The sequence below is a fragment of the Chryseobacterium sp. Bi04 genome (assembly GCF_918698085.1).
GTDB lineage: Bacteria > Bacteroidota > Bacteroidia > Flavobacteriales > Weeksellaceae > Chryseobacterium.
In genome coordinates, this window is sequence record NZ_CAKKLP010000011.1 from 131044 (window position 1) to 144344 (window position 13301).

The following is a 13301-nucleotide window of genomic DNA, read 5'->3' on the forward strand; positions in this document are numbered from 1 at the left end:
AAATCTGAAACAATCATTCTTTCCGTAATCCGTTATGAATTGCTTTAGATTTTAGCGGATTTTGGGCCCATTCTTCCCATTGCGCAGAATAAGGGTTATAACCACACTTCAAAGGCTTTGATATGTCCAGTCCATCTCTGTTTATATGAGTCTGTTCTGTATATGCCCTGCAGTCTGTGCAGATATTCCTGAATTCGCAATCCTTACAGGTTTCTATACTTTCTTTGGTAAGGTTCCAGTATTTTTTAAATTCAGACTTTTTTAACACCTCTTCAAGGCTCTGGTGGTTGATATTGCCATAGATTTCCGGCATTAAAGGACAGTTTTTAATATTGCCGTTGATATCAATACCCATCTTTTTATGAAGACAGGAATTGTGATTCATGGCTTCCAGTACTTTAGAAATATTCGTGTTAAAATACTTCATATCAACTATACCACACGAAGTTATCTTTAAATCCTGTTTTATAAAATCGACAGTAAACCTAAGTGTATTGTTTACTTTAAAAGAGGAGCAGGCAGCATTATATAATACAAGGCTATGAATTCTGGATACCTTGTCACTTAGCTCTTCGAGAGAATGATGATCAAGCTGGTGATGATGCGGAGAGAAAATCTCAATATTTTCTAAAGGGGTGTTTGTAAACAGCTGATCAATTTTCAGGAATTCATCAAAAGAAAATTTGCTTGTAGAGAATATAACAAGATGTCTGATTCCCAAATTTTCTATTGAATTTTTTAGTTTATGCAGAATATCTACATTTCCAAGTTCTATAAAAATATTTGAAATTGTACTGTAATCTCTGTATTCATAAGATAATGGAGGAAAATTATGATCCCAGCCGTTTTCAGTGATAAAACCATATTCTTTTTCCAATAGAAGATCTACGTACTCCTCTACAATCTCTTGAGACTCATGATCGTAATTGCTGAGGATATTTTCAATGGGATGAGCCTTCAATTCTTCAATAAGCTCATACAGCTCCAGAGGATACAGTTCCGACGTGTTTCTCTGTAAATCTGACACAAGGATTCTATTAGCTCCTTTTGTGATGAAAATAGTGCTGAATAGGTTGAAATATTTCATATCAGTCTTACCAGGGATTTATGGGGTTTTAGTTTTACATAGAAATCAGTTTGGTATCTTTCACATTCTATGGTAATATTGAAATGTGGCTTTTCTCTCTTTTTATTTTTTACGACCTCCACATTTTTATAGATAAGAGGTAGTGGGTGTTTTTCTTTTGGAATAAAATTCTTTTTCATATTGGGATAATTATTTTTTTAAATAGGAGGATCATAAATAATCTGCAATTTCTTTCTCTAATGAATAATTGCATATGACGGACAGTCCCAGGAATTGTCCTACGGTATTGACCTCTAAAAAATAATAGTTATTTCCGCTTTTAATAAAATCCAGGGAGCCACAATTGAGATCTAAAGACTGCATCAGAGGATGAATTTTATCTTCAACATCTTTTGGAAGTTGATAAGGGACGTTTCTATTAGGTTTTTGATTATTGTACTTTCTGAAATCAATTTTAGTTTGCTCATCATTCTGGGAAAAGATGGCTGTGGACCATAGGGTGCCGTTCAGATAAAAACTTCTGATCTCGAAATCTTTTTCAATTTTTTCTTGAAAAAAAGTAACAAAGAAGCTGGCATCTTCATATTCTTTAACTACTGAGGTGTACATCATACCTGTGGAATCTTTGGTGATGTTTTCCACCCGCGGATTGCCTCCAATGGTTTTGATAATAGTTCTTTCAAGTTGCACCCCGTCTGTAGTATCTGCAAGAAAATAAGCAGGGACGTCTAAGCCAAATTTCTGTGCCTGCTCCAGCACCAGTAATTTATTGATATCACTGTTACTCTCTTTATTGATGTGTTTTTTAGACTCTAACTTCTTCCTTACATAATCTTCCAGCCAGTGCTGGTATTCATTCATATTGAGATTGATGGATTCATTTTTGTACTGTAAATGCTCAAAAACCAATCCTCCTCTTCTGTACCAGACGCTGGTAATATCATCAATAAAAAAGCAGTTTCTTTGACTTTCCAGATAGATCCGTTTTTCTTTTGTTTTAATTTTAAAAACTTCGTCCTCATGGACACGAATAAAAGGCTTACCCATTTTCAGCAGCCATTTTATAACTTCAGTTGTAGTGATCTCTTGATTTTGAGAAATAATCAGAATCATTTTTCCGTTTTATTCTTTTTAGAAAAGTCTTTGGTAATAAGTTGTGCATGCCTAAGACCAGGCAGCCCTACACTTTTTCGGTTACGATTGATAACTGCTGAATCTTTTAAGTTACCATTTCCTATATAAACCCAGTAAGGTGGATCTTTTTTAAGAATATGCAGATAATACCGGTCTATCATTGCCGCATAGTCCCGCGGAGGGCATTCACCGGATTTTACATATTCTAATATTTTGGTCTTGAAATAGGGGTGATATTCATCGTAATCAGCCATATGAAGTAATAATGGGCCTGATGGCATAAAAAAGTCACCATTGGTTATCCCTATTTTCTGCAGGCCTGGAAATCCCTCATTCTCAAACATCCATTTCAGCATTTCAGCATTTTTTTTGTCGTTTTTAATGATATCCAAACTGTTTTTACGACTGTCTTGATCACGCTTAAATGCAACGGTGAATGAATCTATTAGTTTTCTATTAAGTCTTTTTTTCCATTGTGTTATTTCCAGATCTATTTCCTGTCGGTTTATACCATATTTTTTATATAACTGTATAAAGCGGGTATCTTCCTTTCTATATTGCCAATAAGGGGCAATTAAAGGAATCAGTTTATAAAGGCTTTTTTTTCCACCGAAATTTTTATGGTGCTGATCAGCGAATCTGATGTAAGTTTCATATTCCTGGATACGGTCCTGATTTAAAGGAGGATATTTCCTGAAAAGCTTCTTATATTGTTTTATCGCAGAAAGTGTATCTTTTTTGAATCGGTAGATGCTGTCAATTTCATTGACTTTGTTATAATAGGTGATATAATTTAGATTTCTGTTTTTACAGGAAGAAAAAATAAACAGGCTAATAACTAAGGTATATATAAAATAGGAGACGGTATTTTTCCTCATAGATTTGTACATTAGGTAAAGAGTAAAATAGCGATAAAGTTCAGTAGTATTAAAAACTATAGAGGAATGAACCTCTATAGTTTACATTGTTTACAACTAACAGCCTACATACAGTGTAGACTGCAACGTACCATCTTTCCAGGTCTGCTTATCATAGCAGTTAGCTCCACCGTCTGTTGCTACATAGCTGTAATCTGCTTTCAGATAACCTCCGTGGATCGACTTTAAATCTTTTCTTTGTAATTTTCTGTTTTCTGTAGAAGAGAAATTACCCTTCATTCCTGTAAGCTTTTTCATGTTTTGAATTTTTTAAATTAATATATTGTCTGCCATATCATCCCTGGCATAGGGATAGGTTATTCTACATATCGACTTTGTACTGTACACATACAATTTTAATAGATAGAAAATATTTATCAGCGTTGATGGTTCAAATGTAAATATAAATACATCACTTCATTGTGATGAAATTTGTTTTTTATATTGTAGATTTCACTATAATTTGTACATATTTAAAAGAACGGAATAAATACTTTTAATGAAATAATGCAGACTTTTTGAAAAATAAAATAATGGTAAAAATAAAATAATAATATATTGTGTAATAAATTGATATGCATGTATTATTTTCTATTGTACACAATAATATACTGATCTGAATCCTGTTTGAAATAATTAAAATTGAGTCACAAAAGCTGAATGAAACGCTATAAATACTTTAGTTTACTTTAGAAAAAAGATCTTTGGTTTTTAAAACTTATGTGAACTTTAGTGAGTTTATTTTCGCAGCTTTTACTTTAAAAAACAAAAGTTTAAAAAAACATATTGTCTATAATAGGGAAAATAGACAGGACTTACTGTATTTTAGTATGCTCCTTTAGTAGGATAAGGGTAATTTTACGGGCTCTTTAAAAAAAGAAGGATGGATTTTGAAATTTTAAAACAACAGATAGAAAAAGCAGCAAAGAAAGCATTTTTGGAAGTGTATGCTCAACATGGTGCGGAGAAGATCTATAGTTTTGCATTATACAGTGATGAAGGTGCTATGACTGTATGTCCTGCTACCAATACTCTTGCAATGCTTGAAAATGCAGATAATGATGATGCTCTTTACTATAAATATGAGCCGGCTGAATGGAAATATGAAATGAATGGGGCAGAAGAGGAATTTAATGCCATATGTACTCAGCTGAGAGCAGAGCTGGATGAGCATGATGAAGATGATGGATGGTTTGAAGGATTTCAAAGTAAACTGTACTCAAGCTGTATTGAAGTATTGAAAAAGCTTAAAAAGGATAATTTCTTTAGCCAGATTACCGGTGAAGATATATTCCTGATTTTTACAGTTTCAGAATATGAATTTGAAACGGAAGATTTGAAAAATATCATTACAGGTCTCAACAACAATAAATATAAAGATGAATACCTGGCATGGATGGATACCTGGGGCAGCTGATATCCCATAAGTAGATTTAGAAAATACCTTACATTATAAAAATATGAAACTGAATAAAATAATTGTTTCGGATACCTCTTTTAACAGCAATGAACCTTATGACGTGATTAGTTCTAATATCTCCGTTATCAATCTGCTGAATGAAGAAGGTTTGGAACAGGATCAGATGCATGAAGATTCAATAACCAGCTACTTTATCGATTACTATTTGTCACAATATAAAAACGGAAATTTTTCCCAATTTGTCTGGAATTCCGGATGGTCAACCGAACTTAACGGCATTATAAAAGATGGACTTAACAAAATAAAGGCTCAAAAAAATCTGGATTTATTTCTTGAGCAATGTGCCAAAGTAGAAAGTTTGGAAGAAGGAGAGCTGCAGAAGTTTTTAGAAAGCGAATATTTTGGGCCTAATAAAACAAGAGACAAGCTGAAAAATGATTCATTCTACACCCTGGAGGAGGATATAGTAGATTTGAATGCTCAATGGCTTAAAAAGCACCCAGACCTGGAGGTACTAAGCATTGAAAATATGTTTGGAAAGCTGGAAAAACTAATGGGACGAGAGATAGACAGAGAAAATTAACCTTAATCAAATAAAGAACAGAAATATTAATTATGAATACACTTAACTACTACAAAAAAGAAGGAAACCAGTACACTTTTAAAAACCAGCCTGTGTTTGTTTTTATTGTGGCCTTCTTTTTTCTTGCCGTTACTATATTGTTTTACAGGATAGATTTAAAATGGTTATCCTATGTGACAATAGCCGTTGCTGTCCTTATTGTGATCAATTTCTTTACAAAGAAGTTTATTATTGATATGGACCGGCAGACTATTACAGGAAAACATACCGTTTTTAGTCCCGCAAAAACCTATCATCTGAAGGATTTTACGAATTTTGAAGTGGTGGCGACGAAATATATGGGATTTATTACGATCAACGTGATTCTTTCTATCCATTTTCAGGTAGACGGAAAAGACAAAAAATTAGCTTTAGGACAAGCCGTCTCTCACAAAGGAATACAGAAGATGATCAATGAGACGGAAGATATCATGAACAGCAATAATTTGAATGATGGACGTAATAGACCGGTATAGGTTCAGGGAAGACGGAAACGAAATCCGTATAATGCCTCAATACAGCTTTATGCGCATTTTGGTATGGTGGCTTGTCATTGGAGTTATAGCACTTCCTGTTATTTACTTTTACAGGGTTCAGATGTCTTCGGGTACCTTTCAGATTGCCCTGGGATTATGGGCTGTTTATATGATCTACTTCCTCTTTGATCTTATTTTCAGAATTCCGGTGACCTATATTTTTGATAAATCTCAGAAATGCATTTATAGAAAGCTGTATTTCTCCAGAAAGATCATGAACTTTGATGAAATGACCTATTTTGTGAATGAAGAATCGGGATCTTACTGTTTCTCCATTGGGAAAAAAAGAAATCAGTTTGTAAAAAACTACAGGATCAGTAATTATTTTTCGGGGTCTAAAGCTTCCGATAGGAGGGAAGATGAGTATATAGAAAAAATATTATACCCGATACTGCAGGCAGTGGGAATTCCGATGAATACTGCTGAAGGACGGTAATAGTATATATCTAAGCCTTTGATTAAATAATCAATGATGACCAAATATAAACCCCGGCTGTTTCAAAGAAACAGTCGGGGTTTTGTTTATAATATGACTTTAACTGAAAGTTTACATTGTTAATTTTTTATAAAACAAAAACATTAAATTTAATTTATTCAAGTAAAATAAATTATGATTGATATTTATTAATTAATATTTTTTTATATTTGATATACTAAAATTAAGTAAGTTGTCTTACTTAGGATGTGATGCTAAAAAACTATAACTATGAGAATAAATATTTTTTCTACATTTTTTCTCATTTGTATAAGAAAGCCAAGATTGAATGAGGTTGTACCTGGCTCGTTTAATAATCTTATTTAGACTTAATCTTTTAAATAAATACCAACTAAATTATTTTATACTGCCCTTGACATCAGTTACTTTTTATCAATGTATGAATAGGTAGGTATTAGAACTGTAACTATCAAGAAGTTTTAAATGTAGATAACTCCAAATATTTTCATCCAGATGACAGAGGCTTGTTACGAACGTACTGTATCGTTAACGGTCAGAAATTTTATATTGTTTGTGCCTTTTTTAATTTATTAAAATTTCCACTCAGAATTTGATTTAAAATTTAACTCAAAAAACTAAACCCAAAACCTTAATAATATGAAAATTTATTTATTAGCAGGTTGCACTTTTAGAAAGGCAATACTGTTTCCCTTATTGGTGTTCTTTACGAACACGCTAGTATATGCACAACAAGTGTATGTAAGCAGTCAGAGTAATCAACGTTATGGACCTTGCGTTCTTTGCTCCGTCGAAAATCCAGAAAATGCAGTTGGGCCTGATGAAAGCAGTTATGCTGCCATAAATATTCCAATAGGATTGTTTGCGAGTATGGAGCAAACTCTAATTTTTCCTTCGGTAAAAACGTATTCGAAAGTTGTGATAGGTATTGGCGGGAATCAAGCCGGTTTGTCTGTGCAATTGCTGGGAGGTGTTTCTGTACAAACCTATAACGGAAACATAGCAAATAATGATTTCAAGCCTATTAGCAATGAGATTCTTAAAGTCGGAGCAGCTGATCCCAGTAGAGGGACTATAGAATTTACACCGGCCAAACCTTATGACCGGGTTTTATTGAGGGTGGGTACTGGAATAAACATTAATGGTGGACTTCGGGTGTATTACGCCTATCAGCTTGATAGAGTCTATGCAAGTAGTGAAAATCATCTTGCTCTGTGTCCAGGTTGTACAGTCCAAAATCCGCAAAATGCAGTTGGGTCTAATGAAATTGATTTCTCTAAATTGATCCAGCCCCTTTCTGAGATTGATGGGGTCCCTGTTAGCCAAAGTCTTCAATTCCCAACTATTAAAACCGCTACTAAACTTGTAATTGGGGTGAGCAGTGACGGTAAACCTATTGATCAGGTAATTGATAAAGAGGTTAATATTGGCACGACAAACCCTAATAATAGTAATGGTGAAACGATCTCTGGTGGGCTAAAAATAGACCCTCAAAACCCTTATAAAGGGACGATAGAATTTATGACGTCACTCCCATATAACGGTGTTATATTCATTATGAAAAGATCCCGTTATTATACAAATGAATTAAAAATCCATTATGCCTATCAGGAAAATGTTTATCAGCCTGTAACGGTACCTTCTGCCAAGGTAATGAAAACTGTTTCTGCAGAAAAAGTCTTAACCCTGTTTCCTAATCCTACCACAGGACAAATTACTTTAGAAGGAAATATTGATTTTACAGATGCCCATATTTTCATCAACAATACTTTTGGGAAAGAAGTTTTTCGTTCGAAATTCAGATCTAAAACCATTGATTTGCCGGCAGCATTACCCGGAGGAGTCTATATGCTGACTGTGCAAACAAAAGACAAGGAAACCTATACACATAAGATTATTCTGACAAGGTAAATTTTTATGGGTGTCATCTAAGCTATAGGGCTCAGATTCTTCGGAAAAGCAATTGGAGTAAGAATCTCTAAAAGCTTTGGATTGAAATAATTATTTTTAATTGAATAAAGACAAAGCCGCCTCACAGAGACGGCTTTGTTTTTATAATCTGAAAAGACTTTCTTAATTAGCTAAGATTCTTTTTACCGCTTCTTTTACCGCTGCAGCATCAATTTTATACTTCTTCATCAGTTCTGCAGGTGTTGCAGACTCTCCGAATGTATCATTTACCGCTACGAATTCCTGTCTTGTAGGTCTTTGTCTTGCAAGCATTCCTGCTACAGATTCTCCTAAGCCACCAAGATAGTTGTGCTCTTCAGCAGTAACAATCTTTCCTGTTTTTTTAACAGATTTTAAGATGATCTCTTCATCTAAAGGCTTAATCGTGTGGATATTGATCACTTCACAAGAAATACCTTCTTTTTCAAGCTCTTCAGCCGCTACAAGAGATTCCCATACAAGGTGCCCTGTGGCCACAATGGTTACATCAGTACCTTCCTGCAACATGATCCCTTTTCCAATTTCGAAAGGCATATCTTCAGGAATGAATACCGGAACAGTAGGTCTTCCGAATCTTAAATATACAGGACCTTCAAAATCAGCAATAGCAATAGTGGCTGCCTTTGTCTGGTTGTAGTCACAAGGATTGATTACCGTCATACCAGGAAGCATTTTCATCATTCCGATATCTTCCAGAACCTGGTGGGTAGCACCATCTTCCCCTAAGGTAAGACCTGCATGAGAGGCACAGATTTTTACATTTTTCCCAGAATAAGCGATAGACTGACGAATCTGGTCATATACTCTTGAAGTAGAAAAGTTAGCGAAAGTTCCTGTAAAAGGAATTTTTCCTGTAATGCTAAGCCCTGCAGCAATACCCATCATATTAGCTTCAGCAATCCCTATCTGAAAGAATCTCTCCGGTGCTTTCTCAATGAATTTCTCCATTTTTAAAGAACCGATAAGGTCTGCACAAAGTGCTACTACATTAGGGTTTTTGTCAGCCAGCTCTGCTAATCCTGCTCCGAATCCTGAACGTGTATCTTTTTTTTCTGTATATGTATATTTCATTTTTATTTTTTTAATCGAGATGTTAAGATATTAGTAATCTGCCGGAGCTTCTAAATACAATTGTTTGAATGCTGTATCCAATTGCTCATCATTAGGAGCTTTTCCATGCCATGCGTGGCTTCCCATCATATAATCTACCCCATAACCCATTTCAGTATGAAGGATGATCACTACAGGCTTTCCTTTTCCTGTTTCTGTTTTTGCCTTCTCAAGAATAGCAATTACTGCTTCAAGATCATTTCCGTTTTTCTCCTCAAGTACCGTCCATCCGAAAGCCTCCAGTTTCGCATGAAGATTTCCTAAGGTCAGTACATCATCTGTATCCCCGTCAATCTGACGTCCGTTGTAGTCTATAGTAGAGATAATGTTGTCTACTTTTTTAGCCGCAGCATACATTAAAGCTTCCCAGATTTGACCCTCCTGAAGCTCACCATCTCCGTGAAGTGTATAAACAAGAGACTGATCTCCGTCTAATTTTTTACCCTGTGCTACACCAAGTGCCACAGAAAGCCCCTGTCCAAGAGAACCTGAAGCGATTCTGATCCCAGGAAGTCCCTCATGAGTAGTTGGGTGCCCCTGTAATCTTGAATCCAGTTTTCTGAACGTCTTCAGTTCTTCCACCGGAAAGAAATCAAATCTTGCCAAAGTAGAGTAGAAAACAGGTGAAATATGCCCGTTTGATAGATAAAAATGATCTTCATTTTTCCCTTCCATAGTAAAAGGAAGATGATAGTTCATCACCTTTCCGTAAAGTGCTGTGAAGTATTCTGTACAACCTAAACTTCCGCCCGGGTGGCCTGAATTAACAGCATGAACCATTCTTAAAATGTCTCTTCTGATCTGTGTAGTAAGAGATTTTAACTCTTCAATACTTTTACTCATTATATCTGATTTATTTGCACGCGAATTTACAATTTTTTACCGGCTTATGGAAATGTAAAAATCCGGATATGAAAACCCGGATTTTGACTTATTTACATATTTTCCCTGTTTTTAGCAGCCCTCATTAAGGTAAACTGAAATTTCAGTAACAATATTATTAATAAATTTAAAACTTAATTGTGTGCCTGCATCACTGTCTTCCAGGGTAAAATAACCGGTATCTTTTATAGGTTTGCCATTTTGATCCCAATCAGGATGTACACTGAAGTTAGGATAATTTCTATAAGCATTGATAAGATCATCTCTGGTACTTCCAACTCCAATTCCACTTTTAGTTTTAAACTTTTTACTGGAAGTCGTCATATAAGAAATAGAAGGAACGCTTGGATTAGCCTCATTAATGTAATTATCGAAAATGTCAATTTGGATTGATTCACCACTGTATTTCACGATATTTTTCTTATCCCCGTCTGAAGTCTTCAGTTGTGTACCGGAAATTTTTTCAGCCTCAGCTTTTGGCATGAAAACCTTATATGGGCCAATTCTTAAAGTAGAAACCTCAAAATTCTCCTGAGCATTTATAGAGCTTAGTGTCAATAGGAACACGAAAATTGAAATCAATTTTTTCATAGTTTTTAGTTTTTTAATGCACGGGTGTTTGCATTCTTATTATCCACTGCAAAGATATTCAAAAAAGATATTCAAAATAGACAATTCTGTGGAAGTTACTATCATTAATTCCGAAGGAAATAAGTATTAATTCTTTTCTGCAAACATAATTTTGAAACCTTTTGGTGCAGAGAATTGTAGCATGTTTGGTTTTATAGTGATATCATATTTATTGTGTTGTTTTTGTGAAAAACTATTAATTTTTTATTATTTTAATATAATAGTCGTTTTAATTTTATTATTTTTATAATTATTTGTAGTCCGGAGTATTGTATGTAGTTCTCCTGAAATCAAAATCAAAAATCATAAATATGAAAATTAAACAACTATTTTATCTGGGGATATTCATTTTATCCATTTCCCTGGGGAAAGCACAGGATTTTTTTACCGGGATCAATGAAAGGTCTATTAAAGCAGAGCCTAAAAACAGAACCGTAGAGCCTGAGAAGTTTCTTACCTATAAACTGGATGTGGCTGGAATGAAAAGCTATTTCAATTCAGTCCCGGAACTGAGAGATAATGATGTTAAAGATAAAGCACCCATTATTGTCTTACCTATGCCAGACGGGACGAAAGCAAAATTTAAAATCTGGAAATCTTCGGTAATGGCTCCCCAATTGGCGGATAAGTTTCCTCAAATTATTACTTTCACAGGACAGGGAGTGGATGACCAATATGCTACTGTAAAACTGGATTTTACAGAACTGGGTTTCCATGCGCAGATAAAATCTGTGGTAGGAGGCGATGCGTATATTGATCCTTATGCAAAAAATGATGTTAATAATTATATCATTTACAAAAAAAGTGATTTAATCGATAAGCAGCCAGGCATCTGCGGTACAAAGGATGAGAATGTTCCATTAGAAAAAAAAACGAACAAAAAACCGTTACCGCAAGCGTAGGGACTCAAATTAGAGTTTTCCGGTTTGCTGTAGCTTGTACCAATCAGTATGCAATGGCTGCAACGGGGGTAGCCACACCTACAGTTGCTCAAACCTTATCTGCTATTGTAACGACGGTCAACAGAGTGAATGGAGTATATGAGCAGGAGGTAGCTGTGAGATTGGTTTTAATTCCTAATGAAACCAGTATTATTTTTACGGACCCTAATACAGATCCTTTTACCGGAAATAATAACAGTGACATATTAATTGATCAAAGCCAAACAGTAATTGATGCCATCATTGGAACTGCTAATTATGATGTAGGACATACATTTAGTACAGGAGGAGGTGGATTAGCCTATTATGGCATATGCGATCCTGATTATAAAGCACGCGGAATTACAGGTAAATCTAACCCTGTTGGTGATCCTTATGATATTGATTATGTTGCTCACGAAGTAGGACACCAGTTTTGGGGACCTCATACTTTTAACGCAACCACATCAAGCTGTAATGGCAATCGTAGTGGCAGTAATGCTGTAGAACCCGGAAGCGGAATCACCATTATGGCGTATGCAGGTATTTGTGGCAGTACAAATAATTTAGCCACTAATAGTATTCCTATTTTTCATACCCGTTCATTCCAGTCTATCACAACAGCAGTTCAGTCATCAACATGCCAGGTAACAATTCCTGCTGCCAATACAGCTCCTATTGTAAATGCCGGGAATAATTATACCATACCTAAGAGTACTCCGTTTAAATTAACAGGCTCCGCAACAGATGCTGAAAATAGTGGACTTACCTATTGCTGGGAACAAAATGATACGGGGCCGGCAGGTAACTGGAATGCGCCAGCCGGAAATGCTCCTTTATTCAGATCATTTATGCCTACTACTGTTCCTTACAGATATTTTCCACAAATTACAGATGTGATTAATAATGTTACCACTAAAGGAGAAATTTTACCATCCTATGGAAGAACTATGGAATTCAGACTGACTGTAAGAGATAATAATGCCGGTTGTGGCGGAGTTGCCAATGATGATGCCTCTGTTACTGTTGACGGAAATTCAGGTCCGTTCCTGGTTACGGCGCCTGTTTCAGCTGTAAACTGGAATGGTGACACTTCTCAAACAATAACCTGGGATGTTGCCAATACCACTGCCGCTCCTGTAAGCTGTGCCAATATAAGTATTTTACTTTCAACAGACGGTGGTCTTACATATCCTATTACAATTGTAGCTTCTACACCAAATGATGGCTCAGAAACGGTTATCATACCTAATGTGAGCACGGCACAAGCCAGAATTATGGTTGCTGGAGAAGGAAATATCTTTTATAATATTAACCCTATCAATTTCACGATTAGTAAGGTATTAGGGGTTAACGAAACTAAAGGAAACAACGATGTATTTGTAGTATATCCTAATCCGAGCAAAGGTCTTCTGAATATCAAGTTTACCAATTCAAATGATGTTTATGATATGGCAATCTATGATGCAAGTGGAAAATTGGTATTGAGTAAGCCCAATAATAAACCGGATCATGATAAAGTGGGTATTTTTAATTTATCCCATTTAGCTAAAGGAGATTATTTAATTAATGTTAAAACTAAAAATATGGATAAAACCATCAAGTGGATTAAAGAATAAATACCATATTAAGTGTATAA

15 protein-coding genes are annotated in these 13301 nt (G+C 35.1%); 7 read left to right on the plus strand and 8 right to left on the minus strand.

Features of this window, described 5'->3' with window-relative positions; all coding sequences use genetic code 11:
• Nucleotides 1-13: 13 nt before the first annotated feature.
• The 5 genes from gwsS to LQV47_RS16650 all read right to left on the minus strand — a co-directional run bounded on the left by gwsS (nucleotide 14) and on the right by LQV47_RS16650 (nucleotide 3396).
• On the minus strand, nucleotides 14-1087 hold the full coding sequence (gene gwsS, locus LQV47_RS16630; RefSeq protein ID WP_230038812.1) for a grasp-with-spasm system SPASM domain peptide maturase: 1074 nt from the start codon (nucleotides 1085-1087) through the stop codon (nucleotides 14-16).
• The gene (locus LQV47_RS16635) at nucleotides 1084-1266 is read right to left on the minus strand and encodes a hypothetical protein (RefSeq protein ID WP_230038814.1); all 183 of its coding nucleotides are present in this window, start codon (nucleotides 1264-1266) and stop codon (nucleotides 1084-1086) included. The genes gwsS and LQV47_RS16635 overlap by 4 nt, the downstream gene beginning before the upstream one ends.
• A gap of 31 nt (nucleotides 1267-1297) precedes the next feature.
• Complete coding sequence (gene gwsG, locus LQV47_RS16640) at nucleotides 1298-2200, minus strand: grasp-with-spasm system ATP-grasp peptide maturase (protein WP_230038816.1); 903 nt, start codon at nucleotides 2198-2200, stop codon at nucleotides 1298-1300.
• On the minus strand, nucleotides 2197-3099 hold the full coding sequence (locus LQV47_RS16645; RefSeq protein ID WP_230038818.1) for a hypothetical protein: 903 nt from the start codon (nucleotides 3097-3099) through the stop codon (nucleotides 2197-2199). Before LQV47_RS16645 ends, gwsG begins: the two co-directional genes overlap by 4 nt.
• A 96-nt stretch (nucleotides 3100-3195) precedes the next feature.
• Entirely contained in the window at nucleotides 3196-3396 is a 201-nt protein-coding gene (locus LQV47_RS16650) for a TIGR04139 family peptide modification target (RefSeq protein WP_230038820.1), read from the minus strand.
• A gap of 625 nt (nucleotides 3397-4021) precedes the next feature.
• On the opposite strand from LQV47_RS16650, the gene LQV47_RS16655 reads away from it, so the two are divergent.
• The 5 genes from LQV47_RS16655 (at nucleotide 4022) to LQV47_RS16675 (ending at nucleotide 8081) form a co-directional block, all read left to right on the plus strand.
• A complete protein-coding gene (locus LQV47_RS16655; RefSeq protein ID WP_230038822.1) occupies nucleotides 4022-4555 on the plus strand; it encodes a DUF4303 domain-containing protein in 534 nt (177 codons plus the stop codon).
• Between the two features lie 43 nt (nucleotides 4556-4598).
• Entirely contained in the window at nucleotides 4599-5141 is a 543-nt protein-coding gene (locus tag LQV47_RS16660) for a DUF4375 domain-containing protein (RefSeq protein WP_230038824.1), read from the plus strand.
• 32 nt (nucleotides 5142-5173) lie between these two features.
• A complete protein-coding gene (locus LQV47_RS16665) occupies nucleotides 5174-5656 on the plus strand; it encodes a hypothetical protein (RefSeq protein ID WP_230038826.1) in 483 nt (160 codons plus the stop codon).
• The gene (locus LQV47_RS16670) at nucleotides 5631-6152 is read left to right on the plus strand and encodes a hypothetical protein (RefSeq protein WP_230038828.1); all 522 of its coding nucleotides are present in this window, start codon (nucleotides 5631-5633) and stop codon (nucleotides 6150-6152) included. The genes LQV47_RS16665 and LQV47_RS16670 overlap by 26 nt, the downstream gene beginning before the upstream one ends.
• An 888-nt stretch (nucleotides 6153-7040) precedes the next feature.
• Nucleotides 7041-8081 (plus strand): T9SS type A sorting domain-containing protein, encoded by a 1041-nt coding sequence (locus LQV47_RS16675; RefSeq protein ID WP_230038830.1) that lies wholly within the window; start codon nucleotides 7041-7043, stop codon nucleotides 8079-8081.
• A gap of 162 nt (nucleotides 8082-8243) precedes the next feature.
• On the opposite strand, the gene LQV47_RS16680 is transcribed toward LQV47_RS16675, so the two are convergent.
• The 3 genes from LQV47_RS16680 to LQV47_RS16690 form a co-directional block, all read right to left on the minus strand.
• Nucleotides 8244-9191 (minus strand): transketolase family protein, encoded by a 948-nt coding sequence (locus LQV47_RS16680; protein ID WP_230038832.1) that lies wholly within the window; start codon nucleotides 9189-9191, stop codon nucleotides 8244-8246.
• 30 nt (nucleotides 9192-9221) lie between these two features.
• Nucleotides 9222-10076, minus strand: a complete 855-nt coding sequence (locus tag LQV47_RS16685; protein WP_257200538.1) for a transketolase — start codon at nucleotides 10074-10076, stop codon at nucleotides 9222-9224.
• Nucleotides 10077-10184: 108 nt separating this feature from the next.
• Nucleotides 10185-10703 carry a hypothetical protein gene (locus tag LQV47_RS16690; RefSeq protein ID WP_230038836.1) on the minus strand — a complete coding sequence of 173 codons (519 nt, stop codon included), beginning with the start codon at nucleotides 10701-10703 and terminating at the stop codon, nucleotides 10185-10187.
• Between the two features lie 350 nt (nucleotides 10704-11053).
• On the opposite strand from LQV47_RS16690, the gene LQV47_RS16695 reads away from it, so the two are divergent.
• A complete protein-coding gene (locus tag LQV47_RS16695) occupies nucleotides 11054-11644 on the plus strand; it encodes a hypothetical protein (protein WP_230038838.1) in 591 nt (196 codons plus the stop codon).
• Between the two features lie 8 nt (nucleotides 11645-11652).
• A complete protein-coding gene (locus tag LQV47_RS16700; RefSeq protein WP_290368673.1) occupies nucleotides 11653-13281 on the plus strand; it encodes a reprolysin-like metallopeptidase in 1629 nt (542 codons plus the stop codon).
• The last annotated feature ends 20 nt before the right edge of the window (nucleotides 13282-13301 follow it).

Excerpts from the sequence above, each read along its gene's own strand:
- gwsS (WP_230038812.1), bottom strand. The coding sequence starts at position 1,087 with ATGAAATATTTCAACCTATTCAGCACTATTTTCATCACAAAAGGAGCT.
- LQV47_RS16635 (WP_230038814.1), bottom strand. The coding sequence starts at position 1,266 with ATGAAAAAGAATTTTATTCCAAAAGAAAAACACCCACTACCTCTTATC.
- gwsG (WP_230038816.1), bottom strand. The coding sequence starts at position 2,200 with ATGATTCTGATTATTTCTCAAAATCAAGAGATCACTACAACTGAAGTT.
- LQV47_RS16645 (WP_230038818.1), bottom strand. The coding sequence starts at position 3,099 with ATGAGGAAAAATACCGTCTCCTATTTTATATATACCTTAGTTATTAGC.
- LQV47_RS16650 (WP_230038820.1), bottom strand. The coding sequence starts at position 3,396 with ATGAAAAAGCTTACAGGAATGAAGGGTAATTTCTCTTCTACAGAAAAC.
- LQV47_RS16655 (WP_230038822.1), top strand. The coding sequence starts at position 4,022 with ATGGATTTTGAAATTTTAAAACAACAGATAGAAAAAGCAGCAAAGAAA.
- LQV47_RS16660 (WP_230038824.1), top strand. The coding sequence starts at position 4,599 with ATGAAACTGAATAAAATAATTGTTTCGGATACCTCTTTTAACAGCAAT.
- LQV47_RS16665 (WP_230038826.1), top strand. The coding sequence starts at position 5,174 with ATGAATACACTTAACTACTACAAAAAAGAAGGAAACCAGTACACTTTT.
- LQV47_RS16670 (WP_230038828.1), top strand. The coding sequence starts at position 5,631 with ATGATGGACGTAATAGACCGGTATAGGTTCAGGGAAGACGGAAACGAA.
- LQV47_RS16675 (WP_230038830.1), top strand. The coding sequence starts at position 7,041 with ATGGAGCAAACTCTAATTTTTCCTTCGGTAAAAACGTATTCGAAAGTT.
- LQV47_RS16680 (WP_230038832.1), bottom strand. The coding sequence starts at position 9,191 with ATGAAATATACATATACAGAAAAAAAAGATACACGTTCAGGATTCGGA.
- LQV47_RS16690 (WP_230038836.1), bottom strand. The coding sequence starts at position 10,703 with ATGAAAAAATTGATTTCAATTTTCGTGTTCCTATTGACACTAAGCTCT.
- LQV47_RS16695 (WP_230038838.1), top strand. The coding sequence starts at position 11,054 with ATGAAAATTAAACAACTATTTTATCTGGGGATATTCATTTTATCCATT.